21 protein-coding genes are annotated in these 23,391 nt (G+C 69.0%); 19 read left to right on the top strand and 2 right to left on the bottom strand.

The genetic code is table 11. The annotated features are described in order from the left end of the window. Together ACFYRU_RS37195 and ACFYRU_RS37190 are read right to left on the bottom strand one after the other, a co-directional pair. Positions 1–1,233, bottom strand: a complete 1,233-nt coding sequence (locus ACFYRU_RS37195) for a glycosyltransferase family 4 protein (protein WP_387668028.1) — start codon at positions 1,231–1,233, stop codon at positions 1–3. Continuing rightward, positions 1,230–2,552, bottom strand: a complete 1,323-nt coding sequence (locus ACFYRU_RS37190) for a UDP-glucose dehydrogenase family protein (RefSeq protein WP_387668025.1) — start codon at positions 2,550–2,552, stop codon at positions 1,230–1,232. The genes ACFYRU_RS37195 and ACFYRU_RS37190 overlap by 4 nt, the downstream gene beginning before the upstream one ends. 187 nt (positions 2,553–2,739) lie before the next feature. Here ACFYRU_RS37190 and ACFYRU_RS37185 point away from each other — a divergent pair, with 187 nt between their 5' ends. The 19 genes from ACFYRU_RS37185 to ACFYRU_RS37095 all read left to right on the top strand — a co-directional run bounded on the left by ACFYRU_RS37185 (position 2,740) and on the right by ACFYRU_RS37095 (position 23,383). Next, complete coding sequence (locus ACFYRU_RS37185) at positions 2,740–3,801, top strand: NAD-dependent epimerase/dehydratase family protein (protein ID WP_387668023.1); 1,062 nt, start codon at positions 2,740–2,742, stop codon at positions 3,799–3,801. After that, on the top strand, positions 3,801–5,030 hold the full coding sequence (locus ACFYRU_RS37180) for a class I SAM-dependent methyltransferase (protein WP_387668020.1): 1,230 nt from the start codon (positions 3,801–3,803) through the stop codon (positions 5,028–5,030). The genes ACFYRU_RS37185 and ACFYRU_RS37180 overlap by 1 nt, the downstream gene beginning before the upstream one ends. 29 nt (positions 5,031–5,059) lie before the next feature. Next, positions 5,060–5,875 (top strand): glucose-1-phosphate cytidylyltransferase, encoded by an 816-nt coding sequence (locus tag ACFYRU_RS37175; protein WP_387668018.1) that lies wholly within the window; start codon positions 5,060–5,062, stop codon positions 5,873–5,875. Next, positions 5,875–6,525, top strand: a complete 651-nt coding sequence (locus ACFYRU_RS37170; protein WP_387668514.1) for a PIG-L deacetylase family protein — start codon at positions 5,875–5,877, stop codon at positions 6,523–6,525. The genes ACFYRU_RS37175 and ACFYRU_RS37170 overlap by 1 nt, the downstream gene beginning before the upstream one ends. 16 nt (positions 6,526–6,541) lie before the next feature. Continuing rightward, complete coding sequence (locus ACFYRU_RS37165; protein WP_387668015.1) at positions 6,542–8,278, top strand: dTDP-4-dehydrorhamnose 3,5-epimerase family protein; 1,737 nt, start codon at positions 6,542–6,544, stop codon at positions 8,276–8,278. Positions 8,279–8,280: 2 nt separating this feature from the next. Beyond that, on the top strand, positions 8,281–9,468 hold the full coding sequence (locus ACFYRU_RS37160) for an HAD-IIIA family hydrolase (RefSeq protein ID WP_387668013.1): 1,188 nt from the start codon (positions 8,281–8,283) through the stop codon (positions 9,466–9,468). After that, positions 9,458–10,621 carry a glycosyltransferase family 4 protein gene (locus tag ACFYRU_RS37155; RefSeq protein WP_387668010.1) on the top strand — a complete coding sequence of 388 codons (1,164 nt, stop codon included), beginning with the start codon at positions 9,458–9,460 and terminating at the stop codon, positions 10,619–10,621. The genes ACFYRU_RS37160 and ACFYRU_RS37155 overlap by 11 nt, the downstream gene beginning before the upstream one ends. Further along, a complete protein-coding gene (locus ACFYRU_RS37150) occupies positions 10,618–11,730 on the top strand; it encodes an NAD-dependent epimerase/dehydratase family protein (RefSeq protein ID WP_387668009.1) in 1,113 nt (370 codons plus the stop codon). Before ACFYRU_RS37155 ends, ACFYRU_RS37150 begins: the two co-directional genes overlap by 4 nt. Continuing rightward, positions 11,727–12,431 carry an NDP-sugar synthase gene (locus ACFYRU_RS37145; protein ID WP_387668006.1) on the top strand — a complete coding sequence of 235 codons (705 nt, stop codon included), beginning with the start codon at positions 11,727–11,729 and terminating at the stop codon, positions 12,429–12,431. The genes ACFYRU_RS37150 and ACFYRU_RS37145 overlap by 4 nt, the downstream gene beginning before the upstream one ends. After that, complete coding sequence (locus ACFYRU_RS37140) at positions 12,428–13,417, top strand: hypothetical protein (RefSeq protein WP_387668005.1); 990 nt, start codon at positions 12,428–12,430, stop codon at positions 13,415–13,417. Before ACFYRU_RS37145 ends, ACFYRU_RS37140 begins: the two co-directional genes overlap by 4 nt. A gap of 10 nt (positions 13,418–13,427) precedes the next feature. After that, positions 13,428–14,783: a hypothetical protein gene (locus ACFYRU_RS37135; protein WP_387668003.1), complete on the top strand. Its 1,356-nt coding sequence runs from the start codon at positions 13,428–13,430 to the stop codon at positions 14,781–14,783. A 37-nt stretch (positions 14,784–14,820) separates the two neighbouring features. Next, positions 14,821–15,735, top strand: coding sequence for a glycosyltransferase (locus ACFYRU_RS37130; RefSeq protein ID WP_387668001.1), 915 nt, complete (start codon positions 14,821–14,823; stop codon positions 15,733–15,735). Further along, positions 15,732–16,778 carry a hypothetical protein gene (locus ACFYRU_RS37125; protein WP_387667998.1) on the top strand — a complete coding sequence of 349 codons (1,047 nt, stop codon included), beginning with the start codon at positions 15,732–15,734 and terminating at the stop codon, positions 16,776–16,778. The genes ACFYRU_RS37130 and ACFYRU_RS37125 overlap by 4 nt, the downstream gene beginning before the upstream one ends. Next, positions 16,775–18,010 (top strand): NAD-dependent epimerase/dehydratase family protein, encoded by a 1,236-nt coding sequence (locus tag ACFYRU_RS37120; RefSeq protein ID WP_387667997.1) that lies wholly within the window; start codon positions 16,775–16,777, stop codon positions 18,008–18,010. Before ACFYRU_RS37125 ends, ACFYRU_RS37120 begins: the two co-directional genes overlap by 4 nt. A gap of 45 nt (positions 18,011–18,055) precedes the next feature. Further along, positions 18,056–18,946, top strand: a complete 891-nt coding sequence (locus ACFYRU_RS37115; protein WP_387667994.1) for a hypothetical protein — start codon at positions 18,056–18,058, stop codon at positions 18,944–18,946. Between the two features lie 261 nt (positions 18,947–19,207). After that, entirely contained in the window at positions 19,208–20,683 is a 1,476-nt protein-coding gene (locus ACFYRU_RS37110; RefSeq protein WP_387667991.1) for a sugar transferase, read from the top strand. Then, complete coding sequence (locus ACFYRU_RS37105; RefSeq protein WP_387667988.1) at positions 20,683–21,612, top strand: GDP-L-fucose synthase family protein; 930 nt, start codon at positions 20,683–20,685, stop codon at positions 21,610–21,612. Before ACFYRU_RS37110 ends, ACFYRU_RS37105 begins: the two co-directional genes overlap by 1 nt. Continuing rightward, on the top strand, positions 21,609–22,595 hold the full coding sequence (gene gmd / locus ACFYRU_RS37100) for a GDP-mannose 4,6-dehydratase (protein WP_387667985.1): 987 nt from the start codon (positions 21,609–21,611) through the stop codon (positions 22,593–22,595). Before ACFYRU_RS37105 ends, gmd begins: the two co-directional genes overlap by 4 nt. After that, positions 22,592–23,383: a WecB/TagA/CpsF family glycosyltransferase gene (locus ACFYRU_RS37095; protein WP_387667982.1), complete on the top strand. Its 792-nt coding sequence runs from the start codon at positions 22,592–22,594 to the stop codon at positions 23,381–23,383. The genes gmd and ACFYRU_RS37095 overlap by 4 nt, the downstream gene beginning before the upstream one ends. The last annotated feature ends 8 nt before the right edge of the window (positions 23,384–23,391 follow it).

The raw sequence follows: 23,391 nt of genomic DNA, 5'->3' as shown, positions 1-23,391 counted from the left end.
TCAGGATCCCGTCTTGATGCCGGTCACCGGGCCGAGGTGGCTGACCCGGCCGGTGAGCTGGTCGTACACCTGGAGGTACGCCTTCTGCTGGTGCTTCCACGCGAGGACCTTCTCGACGCGTTCGCGGCCGAGCTTCGCCATCCGGCGCCGGCGCACCTCGTCGTCGAGCAGTTCGACGATCGCCTCGCCGTACTTGGCCACGTCGTTCGGCTCGACGTACACCGCGGCGTCGGCGGCCGACACCTTGGTCTCGACCAGGTCGAAGGCGACGACCGGCAGCTCGAACGCCATGTACTCCATGGTCTTGTTCATCGTCGACACGTCGTTCAGCGGGTTCTTCGGGTCGGGGGACAGGCCGGCGTCCGCGGTCGACATCACCGCGCGGACGGTCTCGTCCGGTACCCGGCCGGTGAACTCGACGTACTCGCCGAGCCCGAGCTCGTCGCGCAGCGCGACCACCTCGTCGAACGAGTCACCGCCACCCATCAGCGTGAACGCGATGTCGGTCCGGTGCAGTCTGTTGACGATGTGGTCGGCTGCCCGGACGACGATGTCGACGCCGTCCTGCGGGCCCATCACACCGATGTACGTGACCAGGTAGCGGTGACCGCGGCGCAGCGACTCGTCCGCTGCGCCGCGGAGCAACTTGTCCGGGTCCGGCCCGGTGCGGACCACGGTCACGTCGTGGTTCGCCTTGCCGCTGCGGGTGATCGCGATCCGGCGGTACGAGTCGTTCGTCGAGATCACGTGGTCGGCCTGGCGGTGCGTGGTGCGCTCCAGGAACCGCAGCCCCTTGTACGGCAGGCTTGTCGTACCGCCGAAGCGGGACTGGAACAGTTCCGGGCACAGGTCGTGGTGGTCGAACACGAACCGGGTCCCGTCGAGCCGGCGCAACAGCATCGCGATCGGCCAGAAGATGTCCGGCGGGTTGCACGCCTGCAGCACGCGGAACCGGCCGGCCCTGCGGGCCCGGAACACCAGCCGCAGCGTCATCAGGAACGAGTACGCGTACTCCCAGACGAAGCTGACCTTGCTGCCACCGGGCGCGTACGCCTTGTACTTGTGCACGGTGACGCCGTCGATCACCTGGTACGCCGAGTCGCCCGGACCCTTCGGGCAGACGACGGTGACGTCGTACCCGGCCGCGACCAGCGCCTGGCACTCCAGCCAGACGCGGCGGTCGAACGGCACCCAGAGGTTCTGGATGATGATCAGTACCCGGGGACCGCTCACCAGCCCACTCCTTCGTAGCCGGGCAGCTCCTCGACGTCGGCGCCGAGCCGGCCGCTCAGGTCGATGGTCCGCGGCGGAGGCGTCTCCAGCAGCGCGCTGATCGCGGACCTGTCGGTGGCCGAGACGATGGCCACGTCGGCGCCGCGGAGCGCTGCGTGTGGGTCGTCGGTCAGCACCCGTTGCAGATGCGGCAGTTTGGACTGCACGTGGCGCAGGTTCGCTCCGACGAGGCGGGTCGGGTTCACGATGGCGTCGTAGATGCGCAGGTTGTAGCCCTTGCCGATCAGGCGTTCGGCGAGTTCGACGTTCGGGCTCTCGCGCAGGTCGTCGGTGGCGTGCTTGAAGCTCAGGCCGAGCAGCGCGATCTCGCGGCCGGGGCCGGCGATCACGCGGTCGACCACGTCGCGGACGCTGCGTTCGTTGGTCGCCAGGGCGCCGGACAGCAGCGGGAGTTCGGTGTCGTTGATCCGCGCCAGGTGCAGGACGCTGCGCAGGTCCTTCGGCAGACAGGAGCCGCCGAACGCGAAGCCGGGCTTCAGGTAGTACGGCGAGATGTTCAGGCTGGTGTCCTGCACGAAGATCTTCATCACCTCGCGCGAGTCCACGTCGAAGTGCCGGAAGATCCGGCCCATCTCGTTCGCGAACGACACCTTCGTCGCGTGGAACGCGTTGCAGGCGTACTTCAGCGCCTCTGCCGTCCGGACGTCGACGAGCTGCACGTCCTTGCCGAGGAACGAGAACAAGTCGGTCAGAGCGGTACCGACTTTCGGGTGCCGCGTGCCGACCACGACGAACGGCGGCTCGTAGAAGTCCGCGAGCCCCGATCCCTCGCGCAGGAACTCCGGGCACATCGCCGTACCGAAGGTGAGCCCCTCCGGCGGCGGTACCTCGGCGAGTACCTTGGCGACGACCTCGTCGACGGTGCCGGGCGGGACGGTACTGCGTACGACGATGCTGTGGAACCCCGACGCCGGCCGTACGACGTGCTGGGCCGCCTCGGCGATGTCCCGTACCGCGCGCTTGATGTAGGTGAGGTCCGTACTGCCCGCCGGCGTCGACGGCGTACCGACGCAGATCAGCGAGACATCGGCCCGCTCGAGCGCCAGCCGGGGATCGGTGGTCGCCCGCAGCCGCCCCGAGGTGGCACCGGCCGCGACCAGCTCGTCCAGCCCCGGCTCGACCACCGGACTGTGCCCCTCGACGATCGGGTCGACCTTGGCGGTGTCGACGTCCACCCCCCACACCTCATGCCCGGCAGCAGCCAGACAAGCCGCCGTCACCGACCCCACGTACCCCAAGCCGAATACGGCAACCTTCATAACGCCCCCCACAGGCTCAGTCCGACGTCCCCACACCCCAGCGCCCATGAGAGCAACCACCCCACCCCGCTGATACATCTCGCGCCGATTTCTCCGCAGAAATCTCCGCGGAGAAATTGGCTGTATCAGGGGGCTTGTCCGGTGATCTTTATGGGCGACGGGATGTGGCCGGGGTGAGGGGATCGGGATGAAGGTTCTGGTGGCGGGGGATCGGGGTTATATCGGGGCGGTGATGGTGCCGTTCCTGCGTGCTGCCGGGCATCAGGTGGCCGGGTTGGACTCCGGGTTGTACGAGGGGTGTGACCTGCTGGGTGGGCCGGAGGCGATCGGGGACCGGGCGCCGCGGGACCTGCGGGACGTGACCGCTCGGGAACTGAACGGATACGACGCGGTGGTCTGTCTGGCCGCGCTGTCGAACGATCCGCTCGGCAACCTCGACAAGGCGGCGACGTACTCGGTCAACCTGGACGGCACGCTCAACCTCGCCCGGGCCGCCAAGGACGCGGGGATCGACCGGTTCCTGTTCGCGTCCTCGTGCAGCCTGTACGGCGCGGCCGGGTCGGAGGCGGTCGGTGAGGACGCCGAGATGTTCCCGGTGACCGCGTACGGCGAGACGAAGGCGCTGGCCGAGCAGGAGCTGTCGAAGCTCGCTGACGACAACTTCAGCCCCACCTACCTACGGAACGCGACCGCGTACGGAGCGTCCACCCGGCTGCGGCTGGACATCGTCGTCAACAACCTGACCGCGATCGCGGCGACCACCGGCCAGGTCCGGCTGGAGAGCGACGGCACGCCGTGGCGGCCGCTCGTCCACATCGAGGACATCAGCCGCGCGTTCCTGCAGGTACTGGAGTCGCCGCGGGAGACGATCCACGACCAGGCGTTCAACGTCGGCCGCTCCGAGGACGTCGTCCAGGTCCGCGACATCGCCGAGATGGTCCGCGACGCGGTCCCGGGCTCGACGCTGTCGATCGCCGACGGCGCCGGACCGGACCTGCGCAACTACAAGGTCGACTTCAGCAAGCTCAACGACACCTTCCCGGACCTGAGGCTGCAGTGGTCGGTCCGCAAGGGCGTCGACGAGCTGTACGACGCCTACCAGCGGCACGGACTCACCCTCGACGACTTCAACTCCGCGCAGTTCGTCCGGCTGCGCCGCATCCAGCAGCTGCTGAACGCGAACCTCGTCGACGGCAACCTGCGCCGCCAGACCGGCACCCAGTTCCTCGGCCCGAAGGAGCTGCAGTGATGACGGACCCAGCCTGCCGGCTCTGCGGCGAGCCGTTGACGCAGACGTTCGTCGACCTCGGCATGTCGCCGCCGTGCGAGAGCTACCTGCGCGCCGACCAGCTCGACAGCGGCGAGACGTTCTACCCGTTGCACGTCCGGATCTGCGGCAACTGCCTGCTCGTCCAGCTGCCGGCGTACGTCGCGGCCGACGACGTGTTCAGCGACTACCTGTACTTCTCGTCGTACTCGACCAGCTGGGTCGAGCACGCGCGCCGGTTCGTCGTCGACATGCAGGAGCGGCTCGACCTCGACGAGAACAGCCTGATCGTCGAGGCCGCCAGCAACGACGGGTACCTGCTGCAACACGCCGTCGCACTCAAGATCCCGGTACTTGGCATCGAGCCGGCCGCGAACATCGCGAAGATCGCGAACGAGAAGGGCATCCGCACCGAGAGCTACTTCCTCGGCGAGGAGACCGGCAACGACGCGGCGGCCCGGCACGGCCAGGCGGACCTTGTCGTCGGCAACAACGTGTTCGCGCACGTACCGGACATCGTCGACTTCGCCAAGGGCCTGCGGGCGCTGGTGAAGGACGACGGCCTCGTGTCGCTGGAGTTCCCGCACCTGCTCCGGCTGATCGAGAACCGCCAGTACGACACGATCTACCACGAGCACTACCAGTACCTGACGCTGCGGACCGCGTCCGAGGCGCTGGCCAAGGCGGGCCTGCAGGTGGTCGACGTCCAGGAACTCGCCAGCCACGGCGGCTCGCTGCGGGTGTTCAGCACCCCGGTCGAGACCGCGGGCGAACCGTCGGACCTGGTCGTCAAGGTGCTGCAGGACGAGGAACAAGCCGGCCTGCACACCGTCGAGGGGCACCTTGGCTTCGCGGCCGAGGTCTTCAAGATCAAGTCCGACCTGCTGGAGTTCCTGATCCAGGCGCAGCGCGACGGCAAGTTCGTCGCCGGGTACGGCGCCCCCGGCAAGGGGAACACGCTGCTGAACCACTGCGGCATCCGCGAGGACCTGTTGCCGTACACGGTCGACCGCAGCCCGCACAAGCACGGCATGTTCCTGCCGGGCACGCACATCCCGATCCACGCCCCGGAGCGCCTGGCCGAGACGCGCCCCGACTACATCGTGATCCTGCCGTGGAACCTGCGCGCGGAGATCGTCCACCAGCTCAGTTATGCACGGGAGTGGGGCGCGAAGTTCGTCGTACCCATCCCGCGACTAGAAGTCATCTGAACCGTTCCGGGGGGAAGGGAAACACCGCGATGAAGGTCGTGATCTTCTGTGGGGGGCACGGGCTGCGGATGCGCAGCGGCGAGGGTTCCGCACCGAAGCCGATGATGACGATCGGCGACCGGCCGGTCCTGTGGCACGTGATGCGGTACTACGCGCACTTCGGGCACACCGAGTTCATCCTGCCGCTGGGGTTCGGCGGGGCGGCGGTGAAGGAGTACTTCCTGCGCTACGAGGAGACCGTCTCCAACGACTTCGTGATGACCAAGGGCGGCCAGCAGATCGAACTGCTCGAGTCCGACATCAGCGAGTGGAAGATCACGTTCGTCGACACCGGCATCGACACCAGCATCGGTGAGCGGCTGCGCCGGGTACGTCCGTACCTCGAGGACGACGACGCGTTCCTGGCCAACTACGGCGACGTACTGACCGACGCGCCGATGGACAAGATCGTCGACCACGTGCTGACCAGCGACATCACCGCGAGCCTGCTCGCCGTGTCGCCGCAGGACTCGTTCCACGTGGTCGAGTTCGGCACCGACTCCCGGGTCACCGGGCTGCGCTCGGCGACCGACCTGAACGTCTGGATCAACGGCGGGTACTTCGTGCTGAAGAAGGAGATCTTCGACGTCCTGCACGAGGGCGAGGACCTGGTCGGCGACGCGTTCCCGCGGCTGGCGGCGATGAGCAAGCTGGAGGCGATCCCGCACCACGGGTTCTGGGCGCCGATGGACACGCTCAAGGAACGCAGCATGCTCGAGGACCTCTACCGCACCGGCAAGAAGCCGTGGGCGTTGTGGAGCCACTCGGCGCCGCAGCAGCACCGTTCGGACCCGGTGGCGTCCTGATGCTGCCGTTCCAGCTGGGCCTCATCGACGGGCCGGTCCATCTGGTTGCCCTCGGCGCCCATCCGGACGACATCGAGATCGGCTGCGGCGGCACGCTGCTCAAGCTGGCCGAGTCGGTACCGGAGTTGACCGCCGAGTTCGTGATCGCGACCGGTACGCCGCTGCGCCTGGAGGAGGCGCGCCGGGCGGCCGAGCTGTTCCTGCCCGAGTGCGAGGTGACGGTGACGTCGGCGGAGCTCCCGGACGGGCGGCTGCCGGCGTACTGGAACCAGACCAAGGAGTTGCTGGAGGCAACGGCCCGGGGGAGCAGGCGTCCCGACCTGGTACTGGCACCGAGCCGGACCGACGCGCACCAGGACCACCGGCTGATCGCTGAGCTGGCGCCGACCGTGTGGCGCAACCAGCTGGTACTGCACTACGAGATCCCCAAGTGGGACGGCGACATCAGCCGGCCGTGGCTGTACGTCGAACTCACCGAGGAGCAGCTCCGGGACAAGATCGCGCTGCTGCACAAGGCGTACCCGTCCCAGGTCCCGCACGACTGGTTCGACGAAGAGGTCTTCGCCGGTCTGGCCCGGTTGCGCGGGATGGAGTGCCGGGCGCCGTACGCCGAGGCGTTCACGACGGCGAAGGCGGTTCTGACGTGGTGACCGACGGGGGGCAGCGATGAAGGCGACACCGGTCGAGGCGATCGCCGGCGCGTACCTGTTCGAGCCGGAGCCGCACGTGGACGAGCGCGGGTTCTTCTCCCGTACGTTCGACGCCGACGTGGTGCGCTCGGTCGGGATCGACCCGGACGCCTTCGTCCAGGACAGCCTGTCCCGCTCGGCGAAGGGTGTGTTGCGCGGCATGCACCTGCGCTCCGGCGAGGGTGAGGCGAAACTCGTGCGCTGTTCGTACGGTGCTGTGCTCGACGTGATCGTCGACCTGAGGCCGGAGTCCCCGACCTTCATGAACAAAGCCAGCTTCAGCCTGACCGGTGACAGCCAGCGTTCGCTCTACGTTCCGGCGGGCTGTGCGCACGGGTTCCAGGCGCTCACCGAGCCGGCGGACGTGTCGTACCGAATCGACCGCCGTCATGACCCGGCCGAGGACGTCGCGATCGCCTACGACGACCCGGACCTGGCGATCGACTGGCCGCTGCCGGTCAGCCTGCGATCGGACCGGGACGCGGCAGCGGGCTCGCTCGCCGACGCCGTCGCGCTGATGCGCAGTGACCACCAGCATGCGAAACACCGAAGGAGTACTGACGTGGTGACGTTCAACTGTCGCGGCTGCGGGTCGGCGGACACTGTACGCGTGGTCGACCTCGGCGCGCAGCCGTGCGCCGACTACTTTCCGCCGGTGGACACCACCGATGCGGACCCGCGCTGGCCGCTGGAGCTGTGGCTGTGCCACTCCTGCACGCTGGTCCAGCTGGGCCCGGTGGAACCGCAGTTGCCGGAGGCGCCGCTGGCGATCGAGTCGGCGACCAGCCTGGCGCACGCCGAGACCTCGGTGAAGGAGATCCTGCGCGACCACCCGGAGATCGCCGGCCGGGTCGTGCACGAGTTCGCCAGCCACCACGGCGGTTCCTGGCTGGACCACCTGCGCGCGGCCGGCTGCCGGACCGCGGAGGGCGACGAGCGCGCCGACCTGGTCGTCGACGTGCACGGCATCGCGCACGAGCCGGCGGTCGGTGAGATGCTCGCGCTGCGCGCGGACCGGCTGGCCCCGTCCGGCCTGCTGGTGCTGGAGTTCCACCACCTGTTGCCGCTGGTCGAGGGCAACCAGTTCGACACGATCCGCCACGGCCACTGGTCGTACTTCTCGCTGGGCGCGGTGGTCCGCCTGGCCGCGATCCACGAACTGGTAGTGGTCTCGGTCCGCGAGGTCGACGTGTTCGGCGGCAGCCTGCAGGTGATGCTGCGGCACGAATCCGCGGGGATCGGCGCCGACGACTCGGTCCGCGACGTGCTGGCCCGCGAGGCGGCCGCCGGCATCGACGCAGAGCCGCGCCTGACCACCCTGCACGAGCACGCGGCCGCCGCCGCGACCGCGCTGCACGACCTGCTCGCCGATTACCAGGCGGACGGCCGCAGCGTCGCCGCGTACGGTGCGCCGTCGAAGGCGCCGGTCCTGCTCGACCTGGCGAAGGTGGGGCCTGACCTGTTGCCGTTCACGGTCGACGCGTCACCGGCCAAGCACGGCCGCCGGATCCCGGGCAGCGGCGTACCGATCCGCTCGGTCGACGACCTGCGCGCCGCGCGGCCGGACGTGGTGCTCGTGCTGACCTGGGACATCGTCGACGAGGTGGTCTCCCAGCTCGAGGCGGACGGCGGCGGCTGGGGCGCGACGTACGTCGTCCCGCTGCCGGAGCCACACCCCGTGACAATCTCGCCCGACCACCCTGGGAGGCGGTAACGATGGGCCAGGCAGGAGTTCTGCTCGACCGGGACGGCACGATCATCGTCGATCACGGCTACGTGGGGACCGTCGACCGGGTCGAGTTCATCGAGGGTGCGATCGAGGCGATCGCCGAGCTCAACCGGGCCGGCATCCCGGTGGCGGTGGTGACGAACCAGTCCGGTGTCGCCCGCGGCCTGTACGGGATCGAGGACGTGCAGCAGGTGCACAAGCACATGATCGCCGAGCTGGCCCGGCAGGGTGCGCACATCGACCTGTGGCTGTTCTGCCCGTACCACCCCGACGGCACGGTCGAGTCGTTCGCCCGCATCAGCGCCGATCGCAAGCCGGCCGCCGGGATGGCGCTGGCCGCGGCCGAGACGCTCGACCTGGACCTCTCGGCGTCGTGGGTGGTGGGCGATAGCAGTACCGACATCGGATTGGCGAGGTCCGTCGGCGCCTGTCCGGTGCACATCGGTACGCCGGATACGGCCCAGCCCGATGTGACGTCGTTCCCGGACCTGACGGCCGCGGTCGGCTTCATCCTCGAGCAGCACGCCGCCGACGCCGGCAACGGCAACCGGCGGCCGCGGTTCCCGGCGCACCGGTTCGATCGCGCCGACGCGTATGGCGGCGAGTACGTCACCGAGCTCTCCCGCGCGTTCGCCACCGTCGATCTGGCCCAGCTCGACCGGGCCGCCGAGATCCTGCTGGCCGCCCATGAGCGGGACGCTGCCGTCTTCGCCTGCGGGAACGGCGGATCGGCATCGATCGCCAACCACCTGCAGTGCGACCACGTGAAGGGTGTCCGCGTCGGCACCGACCTCACCACCCGGGTGTTCAGCCTGAGCACCAACGTCGAGCTGTTCAGCGCGATCGCCAACGACATCGGCTACGACGCCGTCTTCGAGTACCAGCTGCAGTCGCAGGCCCGCGAAGGCGACGTACTGATCGCGATCTCGTCGTCCGGCCGGTCGCCGAACATCGTCCGCGCCCTGGAGTGGGCGAACGCGAACGGCCTGTCGACGATCGCGCTGACAGGCTTCGAGGGGGAGCCGTCGCGGTCGCTCGCGACGGTCTCGATCCACGTCGACACCCGCAACTACGGCGTCATCGAGGACGCGCACCAGGCCTGCATGCATCTGCTGGCGCAGTACGTGCGGCAGTCCCGGATGGCCGAGACCGAGGTAGCGGCGCATGTCTTCTGAACCGATGCGGGTTGCGATCAACCTGCTGACCGACGATCCGGACAACCCCTCGGGGGCGCACTGGTTCTGGACGCGGGTGATCCCCGAGATGGCCGCCCGGCTGCACGAGGACGAGGAACTGCACCTGATGGTGAGTCCCCGTTCCCGCAAGGACCACGCGAACTACGGTCCGGGCGTCCACTTCCTCACCTTTCCGTGGTCGAACGAGCGGCAGCGGCTGCGCGTGCTCAGCGAACAGTTGTACGCGCCGCCGCGTCTCCGGGCCGCGCGCATCAACGTGTTCAACACGCTGATCGCGCCGCTGGTGCGGCCGGCCCCGTCGATCGTGGCGCACTTCAAGACCATGCACGCGTTCACCGCGCCCGAGGCGATCAACCCGTTGGTACGGGCCTACCGGCGAACCAGTTACCCGCACACGGCCAAGGTGGCGGACGCGATCATCATCAATTCCGAGAGCCTGCGCACCGAGGTGCAGACCTACCTGGACGTCGATCCGGCCAAGCTGCGTCTCATCCCGGAGGCGGTCGACCACACCACGTTCAAGCCCGGCGACGTCGACGAGGCGCGGGCCCAGGTCAAGCGCCACGGGGTCGAGCGGCCGTTCGTACTGTTCGTCTCGTCGTTGTGGCCGTACAAGAACTGTGACGGCCTGCTGCGTGCGTTCGCCCTCGCGAAGCCGCGCCTCGACGGTCACCAGCTGGCGGTCGTGGGCCACGGCCGCGACGTCCCGTACGTGACGCGCCTGCACGCGTTGGCCGAGGAGCTCGGCATCGCCGACGACGTGGTGTGGGTGGGTGGCGTACGCCTCGAGGAGACCGTGCTCTTCTACCGCGCTGCGGCGGCGTTCGCGTACCCGTCGTTCAACGAGACGTTCGGTCTGCCGATCCTCGAGGCGATGGCGTGCGGATGCCCGGTGGTGACCTCGGACCGCAGCGCGATGGCCGAGACGGCCGGCGATGCGGCCCTGCTTGCCAATCCTGACGACCCGGAGTCGATCGCGGACGCGCTGGTGCGCGCCTGTGGTCCGGAAGGCGCCACGCTCCGGCCGCTCGGCCTGGCCCGTGCGGCGGAGTTCTCGTGGGCGCGTACGGGGGAACAGACCCTCGAGGTGTACCGCGAGGTCCATCGCGCCGGAGAGCGGGTGCGCGCATGAGGATCCTGGTGACCGGTGGGGCCGGGTTCATCGGCTCGCACACGTGCGACCGGTTGGTTGCCGAGGGCCACGACGTGACGGTCCTCGACGCACTCACGGCACCGGTGCACCGCGACGGGCGTCCGTCGTACCTGACTCCCGGAGCCGATCTGTACGTCGGTGACGTGCGCAACCGCGAACTGCTCGCGAACCTGCTGCGGCGTACGGACGCGGTGTTCCACTTCGCCGCGTACCAGGACTACCTGACCGACTTCTCCAGGTTCACCGAAGTCAACGTCACCTCGACCGCGCTGATCTTCGAGATCGCCGTGACCGAGGGCCTGGATCTCCAGCGCGTGGTGGTGGCGTCCTCGCAGTCCGCGATGGGTGAGGGCCTGTACCACTGCCCGAAGGACGGCGACCAGACGCCGGGCATGCGGCCCGAGTCGGCGCTGCGCCGAGGGCAGTGGGAGGTCCCGTGCCCGCAGTGCGGCGGTGAGCTCGAGCTGCGGCGGACACCCGAGACCGTGTCCAATCCGCAGAACGCTTACGGCATGTCAAAGTTCGGCGAGGAGATGGTCGCGCTGAACCTGGGGCGCCGGTACGACATTCCGACGGTCGCGCTGCGCTACAGCATCGTGCAGGGGGCCCGTCAGTCCGTCTACAACGCGTACTCCGGGGCGTGCCGGATCTTCAACCTGCACTACCTGCTCGGTAGCGCGCCCGTGCTGTACGAGGACGGCAACGCGATCCGCGACTACGTCAACATCCACGACGTCGTGGATGCCAACCTCCTCGCGCTGGAAGATCCACGGGCCGCGGGCAGGGCGTTCAACGTCGGTGGCGGCACGCCGTACACGACGATGGAGTTCGCGGAGGTCGTCCGGCGCCAGTACGGCTCGGACAAGCCGCCTTTGGTCAGCGGGGAGTTCCGCTTCGGCGACACCCGTCACATCGTCTCCGATCTCGCCGCCCTCGAGGAGCTCGGCTGGAAGCCGCGGCGTACGCCCGTCGACTCGGTCGCCGAGTACGCGGCATGGCTCGAAGGACTACCGGGGCTCGACGAGATCCTCGCGGACGCGAACGCGAAGATGCGGTCGCTCGGCGTCGTACGGAAGGTCGAGTCGTGAAGGCCTTCGTGCTGGCAGCCGGCCTCGGTACGCGCCTGCGCCCACTCACCGACCGGGTGCCGAAGTGCCTGGTCGAGGTCGGCGGACGGCCGATGCTGGACCACTGGCTCGACGCGCTCGCGTCCGCGGGCGTCGACGAAGTACTGGTCAACGTGCACCACCTGCACGACAAGGTCGAGGAGCACATCGCGGACCGCGCAGGCAAGCCGCCGTTCGTACGGGTGGTGCACGAACCGGAGCTGCTCGGCAGTGCCGGGACGCTGCGCGCCAACCGGGACTTCGTCGACGGCGAATCGCACTTCCTCGCGGTCTACGCGGACAACCTGACGACGTTCGACATCGGGCAACTGGTGGCAGCGCACCGAGCCACTCCGTCGCTCGCGACGATGGCCGTCTTCCACGCACCGCGCCCCGAGCAGTGCGGGATCGTCGAGGTTCAGGACGGACTAGTCGTCCGGTTCGACGAGAAGCCCGAGCACCCGCGCAGCGACCTGGCCAATGCCGGCCTGTACGTCTTCGGCACCGCGGTGCTCGACCTGATCGAGGGCGAGCCGCCGGTAGACGTCGGCCGGCACCTGCTGCCGCAGCTGATCGGCCGTACGCGGGTCGTGGACGTGGGAGACGCATTCTTCCTCGACATCGGAACACCGGAAGCGCTCGAGCGGGCGCGCCGGCACTGGCCACGAGGAGCAGAGCGATGATCATCACCCAGACCCCGCTGCGCATCGGCCTGGTCGGTGGCGGTACCGACCTGCCGGGCTACTACCGCGAGCACGGCGGCCGGGTGCTCAACGCCGCGATCGACAAGTACGTGTACGTGGTGGTGAAGCAGCGCTTCGACGACGACATCTACATCAACTACTCCAGCAAGGAGATCGTCAGCCGGGTCGCCGACGTGCAACACGACCTCGTCCGCGAGGCCCTGCACATGGCCGGCATCCGCGGTGGTGTCGAGATCACCACCCTGGCCGACATCCCGTCGAGCGGCTCCGGCCTCGGATCCTCCTCGTCGGTGACCGTGGGCCTGCTGCACGCACTGTTCGCCTACCAGGGCGTACAGGTCTCCGCCGAGGAACTGGCCGACCGTGCCTGCACGATCGAGATCGAACGCTGCGGAAAGCCGATCGGCAAGCAGGACCAGTACGCCGCGGCGTACGGCGGCATCTGCGACCTGCGGTTCGGCCCGGGCGACCGGGTCGCGGTGGACCAGATCCGGCTGCGTCCGGAGCTGCACCGCGAACTCCAGTCCGAGCTGATGCTCTTCTACACCGGCATCACGCGCAGCGCGGACAAGATCCTCAAGGAGCAGTCGGCCAACGTGAGCGACAAGCTCGCGCAACTGGACCTGTTGAAGATGCTGGCCGGCGAAGCCGCCGACGGTCTGCGCGCGGGAGAGACCGGCGCTGTCGGACTGGCCCTGGGGAAGAGCTGGGAAGCCAAGCGTCAGCTGGCCAGTGGCGTGAGCAGCTCCGCACTGGACCAGGCGGTCGACGCCGTGCTGGATGCGGGAGCGACCGGCGCCAAGATCGCAGGGGCCGGCGGCGGCGGGTTCGTCCTGGTCTGCTGCCCGCTGGAGCACCAGGCGGCCGTGCGGCGCGCGGTACCCGGGCTGAAGGAACTGCCGATCAACATCGACCCCCACGGGTCGCGCGTGATCTTCAACGTGCACCGAGACATCTGGGCCTGAGGGGGCAGCGTTGAACGCACAGATCCGCCTGAAGCTGGGGCTGTTGCGACGGCACGGCACCACGCACCGGCTGGGGTGGGGGCTCGCCGACCAGGCGGCGTCCAGCCTCACCAACTTCCTGGTCGTCGTCCTGGTGGCCCGGGCGCTCGGCCCGAGCGGGTTCGGCATCTTCAGCCTGGCCTACGTGACCTACGGCTTCGCTCTCAACGTCTCGCGTGGTCTGGCCACCGATCCGCTGGTGGTGCGCTACAGCGGCGTCTCGACCGAGTCCTGGCGGCAGGCCGTACGCAACGCCTCCGGTGCTGCGCTCGCCGTGGGGTGCGTGATCGGTGCCGGTTGCGCGACGGTGGGCCTGATCCTCGGAGGTTCCCTCGGCACGGCCTTCATCGTCCTCGGCGTACTGCTGCCCGGGTTGATGCTGCAGGACAGTTGGCGGTACGCGTTCTTCGCCTCCGGACAGGGACGCAACTCGTTCCTCAACGACCTTACCTGGGGGCTGGCGCTGATCCCGTTGATCGCCCTCGCCAACCGCGAGGGCGGCGTGTCCTGGTTCGTGCTGGCATGGGGCGGCGCCGGTTGCGTCGCGGCACTCCTCGGCATGTTCCAGGCCCGGGTCCTTCCGCACCCGGCCGGGATCCGGATCTGGCTCACCCAGCAGCGCGAGCTCGGGGCTCGCTACCTGGTCGAGAACCTGAGCATGAGCACGGTGACCCAGCTGCGCTTCTTCAGCGTGGGAGCGATCGCGGGCTTGTCGGCCGTCGGCGATCTGAAGGCCGCCGAGGTCCTGCTCGGGCCGTGGCTCGCGGTCGTGCAGGGCCTCAGCATGGTCGCCGTTCCCGAAGCCGCACGGATGCTGCGCCGCTCGCTCCGCTCCTTCGTCGTCTTCTGTGCGGCGCTCGCGATCGTCCAGGCGGTGGGCGTCACACTCTGGGGGCTGACCGTCATGTTCCTGGTGCCCGATGCGCTCGGTGTCCACGTACTCGGCTCCGTGTGGGCGCCGGCCGTCGCGCTGATGCTCCCCACCACCTTGGCCTTCGCAGGCATCGGCTTCTGGAACGGCGCGGCCGCCGGTCTCCGCGGACTGGCCGCGGCCCCGCGGAGCATGCGGGCCACGTTGATCTGCGCCTGCCTCTACCTGGCCGGCGGTGCCGGGGGCAGCTTCGCGGGCGGCGCGCTCGGATCCGCCTGGGGAGTGGCCGCGGCGACCTTCGTCGGTACCGCCGTCTGGTGGCGGATGTTCCGGGCCGGCATCCGCGACCGCCGCCGAACTCAGGAGGCGGCCGCGTCCACCGACACCGCCCCGGCCGGTCCGACTGTCCCGCCCATCCCGCCCGACGCTTCCGTACCGGTTCCATCACGACCATGAAAGCGAGACCATCGTGACCGGCATACCAAGGCTCACCGTGGGCCTCCCCGTGTACAACGGGCAGCGCTATCTCGGCGAGGCGCTCGATTCGTTGCTCGCTCAGAGTTTCACCGACTTCGAGCTGATCATCTCCGACAACGCCTCGACGGACGGGACGGAGGAGATCTGCCGCCGGTACGCCGACCAGGACCCGCGGATCCGGTACATCCGCCAGCCGCGCAACATCGGCGCCACCCCGAACCACAACTTCGTCGTCGACGAGGCCCGGGGGGAGTACTTCAAGTTCGCCGCCCACGACGACCTGTACGGCCGCGACCTGCTCGCCCGTTGTGTCGAGGCCCTCGACGCCCACCCGGACGTCGTGCTCAGCCACGCGGACATGGCCATCATCGACGAGACTGGGACGATCGTCCGGAACTACGACTACACCCTGGCCACCGGTTCGGCGGACCCCAAGGAAAGGTTCCGGGGCCTGGTCGTCACCGACGGCGCGGACGACGAGTACGGGGTGATCAGGACGCAGGTCGTGCGCAGCATCCGGCGCAAGGACAGCTACCACCACGGCGCCCGGCCGTGGATCGCCGAACTCGCGTTCCGCGGCCGCTTCCACCAGGTTCCCGAGTTGCTGTACTTCCGCCGGGACCACCCCGAGCGCGGTGACCGAAGGGCGACCATCCCCGCGCTGTGTACCAATCTCGACCCACGCCGGGCCGGTCAGAGCACTGCCCGGCTGCTCGCCGAGTACGGGTACCGCTATCTCGAGGCCATTGCCCGGGCACCGCTGTCCCGGGGTGATCGGCTGGCCTGCTACCGGATTCTCGTGTCCCACTTGGCGAGAAGCGGATTCCACCGGGTCATCAAGCGAAACACCGATCCGCTGTTCGTGGCGGGCGGGCCGAAGACACCGGGCGACGCGACGATCAATGCCGCACGAGGAGCTACCACATCATGACCACGACACAGCCGGTTCGTTCGACGCCCGGCACCGTGCGACCGGGCGACGTCGTCCGGGTGCGCAGCAAGGAAGAGATCCTGGCGACCCTGGACGCGAACGGAAGGATCGACGGGCAGCCGTTCATGCCCGAGATGCTGCAGTTCGCGGGGCGCGAGCTGCCGGTCTCGGCGATCGCCCACAAGACCTGCGACACGATCAACCGGCCCTCGACCGGGCTGCGGCGGCTCGAGAACACCCTGCACCTCACCGGTGCCCGCTGTGACGGAAGCGCCCATGGCGGTTGCCAAGCTGGTTGCCTGCTGTTCTGGCGCGAGGAATGGCTGGAGACGACCGACGGTGCCCCGCTGCTGGCCAAGCCGGCCGGACCGGGCCCGGCCGCTACCGAGCAGACCCTGGCGGACGACACTGTCGCCGGCATCGCCGATGACGGTGCGACCCTGTACCGCTGCGCGGCGACCGAGGTCATGCGTGCGTCCACCCCGCTGCCTGCCCTGGAGATGGGGCAGTACGTCGACGACGTGCGATCGGGCAACTTCAAGCTGCTGTTCGTGCTCCGCGGCCTGCTGGTCCTGTTCTTCAACAAGTTCCAGGCGCTGAGCCGCAAGCTCCCGCGCCGGCTGCGGATCGCCGACGGTCTCCCGTACCCGTTCTACAAGGGCACTGGTCCGGGGCCGAAGGCCGAACCGCTGGGACTGCAGCCCGGCGACCTCGTCGAGGTGAAGAGCAAGGAAGAGATCATGGCCGCGCTGGGCCCGAACAGCAAGAATCGCGGGCTCATCTTCGACGGCGAGATGCTGCCGTTCTGCGGGCGCCGGGCCCGGGTCCTGAAAACGGTCGACAAGATCATCGAGGAACACACCGGCCGAATGATTCACCTGCGCGACTGCGTCATTCTCGACCAGGTCACCTGTGTCGGCAGGTATCACCGTTTCTGCCCGCGGGCGATTCACACCTATTGGCGCGAGGCGTGGTTGCGCAAGATTGACGAGCCGAATGCCGGTACGCCGGATTCCGGCCCGCCGGGACCCGATTCGCGATGACCCGGGAAAGGCGGCTCGGCGCATTCGCGATCCTGCTTCTGCTGATCGCGATCGCCGGCGCCGCCCTGACGTCGACCGCGTCCCGGTCGACGAGGATCTCCACGTCGACCACCAGGGCGCCGTCGTCCACCAGGGCGCCGGCCTCCACCAGGGCGTCGACGGGTCGGTCCCGAGCATCGCTCCACAGCGACTCGACGTCGGCCGGGCCTGCTGCGATCAGCACACGTGCCTCGGCCCAGCCTGTCGAGGCCCGGCAACTCGCGCCGGCCGGCGGCCGGCGACTGTCCGGCAGCACGGTTCTGGTGACGGGAGCGCACGGGTTCATCGGGTCGCACCTGGTCGAACGGCTTGCCGAGCTCGGGGCGGACGTCCACGCCGTGTCGCGCAGGGGCCCGGCGAAACCCGGCCTCGCACCGGCATCGGCGACGTCGTGGCAGGTCGACCTCGCCGATGCCGCTGCGACGGACGAACTCGTCCGGACGGTGCGGCCGGACGTGGTGTTCCACCTCGCCGGCGAGGCGTCCGGATCGCGCGAGGTCGCAGCCGTACCGCGGACCTTCGCCGGCAACCTGGCCAGTACGGTCAACCTGCTGACCGCCGCGACCGAGGCCGGCCGGCCCAGGATCGTCCTGGCCGGCTCGATCGAGGAACCGCACGCCGGCGACGCTCAGCCGAGGGCGTTGTCGCCGTACACGGTGAGCAAGTGGGCGTCCGCTGCGTACGCCCACGCGTTCCACGACCTGTGGTCGCTGCCCACCGTCGTGTTGCGCATCGCGATGGTCTACGGCCCGGGTCCGCAGAACGAGTCCAAACTGGTGCCGTACGTGGTCAAGTCCTTGCTCGCCGGCCAGGTGCCGGAACTGTCGAGCGGATCCCGCCTGATCGACTGGGTGTACGTCGACGACGTCGTGAACGCGTTCCTGGCCGCGGCCTGCGCCCCGTCCGTCGAGGGCCGCAGTCTCGACATCGGCTCCGGTGCGCCGGTCGACATCCGGCAGACCGTCACGACGTTGCAGCAGATCATCGGCACCGAGGTCCCGGCCCGCTTCGGCGGGCTGGCGGACCGCAAGTTCGACGGCGCCTGTATCGCGGACCTGAGCGAGTCCGTCCCGTTGCTCGGCTGGCGGCCGCGAGTGGGACTGGTGGACGGGCTGACCAGAACCGTCGACTGGTTCCGCGGCGGTGCAATTCGTGATGTAACGCTGCCGCGCACGCAAGGGATTAACAAATAAGGGGAAGCGGCAGTTCTGTTCATACTTGAGGGCGGGGTTGGATCGATGCATTCTGTGTACTTCGATGCGGACGTCAGCGATGACGAGCGCAGGGAAAAACTGTACGACGGCGACCTGTTCGTCTATTCGCCGCGCCCGTCGACCTTGGCACTCACCGAGTTCGCGGGCGAAATGGCCCGGCAGGCGTTCGCGCCGCTGGACCCGGAGACCGCGCAGTTCGACATGGCGGTCGAGGACTACGCCGCGCTGCTGGCCGAGCTCAAGCCGCGGTTCATCCATCACCCGGAGTCGAAGCGGCTGATCCAGGAGATGCTGGCCGACTTCGGCTGCGATCAGGAGCAGACGTACTTCGACGTACCGCGGATGCGGAGCTCGACGTCGAACGACTACCTGACCACCGGGATCGCGTTCGCGTTCCACCCGCACCGCGACACCTGGTACTCCGCGCCGTACGTGCAGCTCAACTGGTGGCTGCCGATCTTCGCGATCAGCGACGACAACGGGCTGGCCTTCCACCCGAAGTACTGGCAGACGCCGGTCCGGAACAGCTCCCGGGTCTACAACTACGCCGAGTGGAACGCGACCAGCCGGAAGATCGCTGCCACCCAGATCGGCACCGACACCCGGGTGCAGCCGGTGCCGGAGGAAGAGGTGGAGCTGGTGCCGCAGATCCGGCCGATCTGCCAGGCCGGCGGCATCATCCTGTTCTCCGGGGCGCAGCTGCACTCGAGCGTGCCGAACACGTCGGGGCGGACCCGGTTCAGCCTCGACCTGCGTACGGTGCACCTCGGCGACGCGGTGGCCGGCCGGGCGGCGCCGAACATCGACTCCGAATGCACCGGCACGACGATGGGCGACTACCTACGGGTCAGCGACCTCGAGCACGTCCCGGCCGCGATCGTCGAGTCGTTCGACACTCCGAAGGTCGGGGTCTGAGCCCCGCCCGCACAGCGGCGGATCGGTCCGGCCGGCTCCTGGGGAGCCGGCCGGACCGCCTGCTTTTGCTGCCCTCTCGCCGACCCGCCGGCTCCGGCCGGACGGTCGTCCACAGGGACCCGGGTCGGTGGTCGCCCGCGACCTGTCCGCGTAGTAATCTTCGGTGACTCGGCGACGACGCGCGGGTTAACAAGGACACACTGCAGGCCGGGCCGGACACTGATAGTGACGGGGCCGTTGCAGGAGGGAACGAGGGCCGCTGTGAGCGGAGCAGAAGCGCCGGACGCTGTGGACAGCCGTCGGCCGCTCTGGGTCGTCCCGCACGAGGTGCCGGCGATCGTTCCGTTGCCCTCGCGGTCGACCGAGCCGCGCTGGGTCGGGGTCTACCGGTGGGCCGCGGTCGGTGGCGACCTGCTCGCCGCGATGCTCGGGGTCTCGGTCGCGCTGCTGACCCGCTTCGGGTACCACGTCGGCTCCAGCTATCTCGTGGTCAGCAGTCTGTTGCCGGTGGCTTGGGTCGCGGTGGTCGCGCTCTCGAAGGGGTACGACCCGCGGTTCTTCGGTGCCGGGCCGGACGAGTTCCGCTCGCTGCTGCGTGCCGGTGTCGGGCTGACCGCGGCGGTCGCGATGACGTCGTACGTGACCAAGGCCGAGATCGCCCGCGGGTTCGTGGTGCTCGCGATTCCGGTGATGGTGATCGCCGCGCTGCTGCTGCGGTACGCGCTGCGGAAGGACCTGCACCGGCACCGGGTCCGGGGTCGCTGTATGCACAGGGTTCTCGTGGTCGGGCGCAGTGGCCCGGCCGCGACGCTGTGTGAGCACCTCGAGAGCCGCCCGACCGACGGGTTCCGGGTGGTGGCGACCTGCCGGCCGCGCGGCGAGTCCGGTGACCTCGAGGCCCTGGACGAGCCCGACATCCTGGCCGCCGCGGACCGGCACGCGGTCGAGGTGGTCGCGGTCGCGACCGACCCGGAGCTGGCCGGCCAGTCGCTGCGCCGGTTGTCCTGGGCGCTCGAACAGCGCGGCGTCGAGCTGATCGTCTCGCCGGGCATCATCGAGGTCGCCGGCCCACGGATCTCGGTCCGCCCGGTCGCGGGTCTGTCGCTGCTGCACCTGGAGCGGCCGTCGGTCAGCGGCGGTCCGCACCTGATGAAGGCGGTCTTCGACCGTGTGGTTGCTCTCGGCATCATTCTGCTGCTGTCGCCGGTACTGATCGGGCTGGCGCTCGCGGTCAAGCTGACCAGTGCCGGGCCGATGCTGTTCCGGCAGCAGCGGGTCGGCCGCGCGGGCGTCGAGTTCACGATGCTGAAGTTCCGCAGCATGTACGTCGACGCCGAGCAGCGGCTCAGCGACCTGTACGCGTTGAGCGACGGCAACGGCGTGATCTTCAAGATGCGCAACGACCCGCGGATGACGCCGCTCGGCCGGTGGATCCGCCGGTGCTCGCTGGACGAGCTGCCGCAGCTGTTCAACGTGCTGCGCGGCGACATGTCGCTGGTCGGGCCGCGGCCGCCGCTGGCCGAGGAGGTCGCGCTGTACGCCGCCGACGACTCGCGACGGATGCTCGTCAAGCCGGGCATGACCGGTCTGTGGCAGGTCAGCGGCCGCAGCGACCTGTCCTGGGACGAGTCCGTGCGCCTCGACCTGCGGTACGTCGACAACTGGTCGATGACGCTGGACCTGCTGATTCTCTGGAAGACCGTGCGCGCGGTGATCTACGGCGCTGGAGCGTACTGATGGATCTACATGGACCAGTTTATGTTGCAGGCCATCGCGGACTCGTCGGTTCGGCGATCTGGCGACGCCTCGAGGCTGCCGGTCGGACGAACCTGATCGGCGCGTCCTCCGCGGAGCTGGACCTGCGTGACCGGGAGGCCACCTTCGCATTTCTGCGCGAGCACCGCCCGGCGGTGGTCATCGACGCGGCCGCGCGGGTCGGCGGGATCCTGGCGAACCGGGACCACCCGACGGAGTTCCTCAGCGACAACCTGCGGATCCAGGTGAACCTGATGGACGCGGCGCTCGAGGTGCGGACGCCGCGGCTGCTGTTCCTCGGGTCGTCCTGCATCTACCCCAAGTACGCCGCGCAGCCGATCCACGAGTCGAGTCTGCTGACCGGCGAGCTGGAGCCGACCAACGACGCGTACGCGATCGCGAAGATCGCCGGCATCATGCAGGTGCAGGCGGTCCGCCGTCAGTACGGCCTGCGCTGGATCTCCGCGATGCCGACGAACCTGTACGGGCCGAACGACAACTTCGACCCGGCCAGCTCGCATGTGCTGCCGGCGTTGATCCGCCGCTTCCACGAGGCGAAAGTCAACGGTGCCGAGGAAGTCGTGCTGTGGGGGAGCGGTACGCCGCGGCGGGAGTTCCTGCATGTCGACGACCTGGCGGATGCCTGTTTGCACTTGCTGGAGCACTACGACGCGCCGGAACCGATCAACGTCGGTGTCGGCGCCGACGTGACGATCCGCGAGCTGGCCGAGCTGGTCGCCCGGACCGTCGGCTATACCGGTGCCCTGAGCAACGATCTGTCGAAGCCGGACGGCACCCCGCGCAAGCTGCTGGACGTGAGCCGGCTGCTCGCGCTGGGCTGGAAACCCTCGATTTCATTGGAAGACGGTGTGGCCGCCACCTACCGCTGGTACGTGGAGAACGCCAGATGAAGAAAGCATTCGTGACAGGCATCACCGGCCAGGACGGTTCGTACCTGGCCGAGCTGCTGCTGTCCAAGGGCTACGAGGTGCACGGCCTGATCCGTCGGGCCAGCACCTTCAACACCAAGCGGATCGATCACCTGTACGAGGATCCGCACGCCCAGGACAAGCGGTTGTTCCTGCACTACGGCGACCTGACCGACGGCTCGCGCCTCGTCACGCTGCTCGCGTCGATCCAGCCGGCCGAGGTCTATCACCTGGCCGCGCAGTCGCATGTGCGGGTGAGCTTCGACGAGCCGGAGTACACCGGCGACACCACCGGGATGGGTACGACGCGGCTGCTCGAGGCGATCCGGATGATCGGGCTGGACTGCCGGTTCTACCAGGCGAGCTCGTCGGAGATGTTCGGCGCGACGCCTCCGCCGCAGAACGAGGACACCCCGTTCTACCCGCGGTCGCCGTACGGTGCCGCGAAGCTCTACGGGTACTGGATGACCCGCAACTACCGCGAGGCGTACGACATGTTCGCGGTGAATGGGATCCTGTTCAACCACGAGTCTCCGCGCCGCGGCGAGACGTTCGTGACCCGGAAGATCACCCGCGCGGTCGCGGCGATCAAGACGGGTCGCCAGGACCGGTTGTACCTGGGCAACCTGGACGCGTGCCGCGACTGGGGCTACGCGCCGGAGTACGTCGAGGGCATGTGGCGGATGCTGCAGCACAACACCCCCGCCGACTACGTGATCGCGACCGGTACGTCGTACTCGGTCCGCGACTTCGTCTCGCTGGCGTTCGAACACGTCGGGCTGGACTGGGAGCAGTACGTCGACCACGACCAGCGCTACGAGCGTCCGACCGAGGTCGACTCGCTGATCGGGGACGCGTCGAAGGCCGCCGTGGAACTCGGCTGGAAGGCCCAGGTCCACGTCCCCGAACTGGTCCGCATCATGGTCGACGCCGACCTCGCCGCGCTGCAAGGAGAGGACCGATGACCGACCTCCAGGCCGAGCCCACCACCCCAGGCAGCACCGCCACCGAGCGCGTCGACGTACTCGGCATCCATGTCAGCGTGACGAACCTCGACCACACGGTCGGCACCTTCGCGGGCTGGATCGAGCGCGGCGAGCGGCACCTGGTCTGCGTCACCGACATGAACGCGCTGCTGCACGCGCGCGCCGACGAGCGGTTGACCGAGGTGTACAACACGTCCGGCCTGACCGTTCCGGACGGCATGCCGCTGGTCTGGGCCGGTAAGAAGGCCGGCTTCGAGCAGATGGACCGCGTCGCCGGACCGGACCTGCTCGAGCGGGTGCTCGCCGAGGCGGCGGAGCGCGGCTGGACGCAGTACTTCTACGGCGGTGCCGACGGCGTGGCCGAGGAGCTGCGCGAGCGGTTCCAGGAGCGGCACCCGGCGTTGAAGGTCGTCGGCGTCGAGTGCCCGCCGTACCGGGCGCTGACCGAGGCCGAGGACGCGGAGACAGTCGCGCGGCTGAACGAGGCGCGGCCGGACATCGTCTGGGTCGGGCTCGGCGCGCCGAAGCAGGAACGCTGGATGGCCGACCACCGCGACCGGCTGAACGCGACCGTCCTGATCGGCGTCGGCGCGGCGTTCGACTTCCACACCGGCCGGTTGGACCGCGCGCCGCGCTGGATGCAGCGCGCCGGGCTGGAGTGGAGCTACCGGCTGTACAAGGAGCCACGGCGGCTCTGGAAGCGGTACGTGCTGGGCATCCCGCGCTTCCTGCTGGGCGTCCTGCGGCATCCGCCGCGTCCCGTCTAGGGTGGGGC

This window comes from Kribbella sp. NPDC004536, from assembly GCF_042873835.1.
Classification (GTDB): domain Bacteria; phylum Actinomycetota; class Actinomycetes; order Propionibacteriales; family Kribbellaceae; genus Kribbella.
Note: the sequence above shows the minus strand (reverse complement) of the source record. Positions and strands in the feature narration are given on the sequence as shown.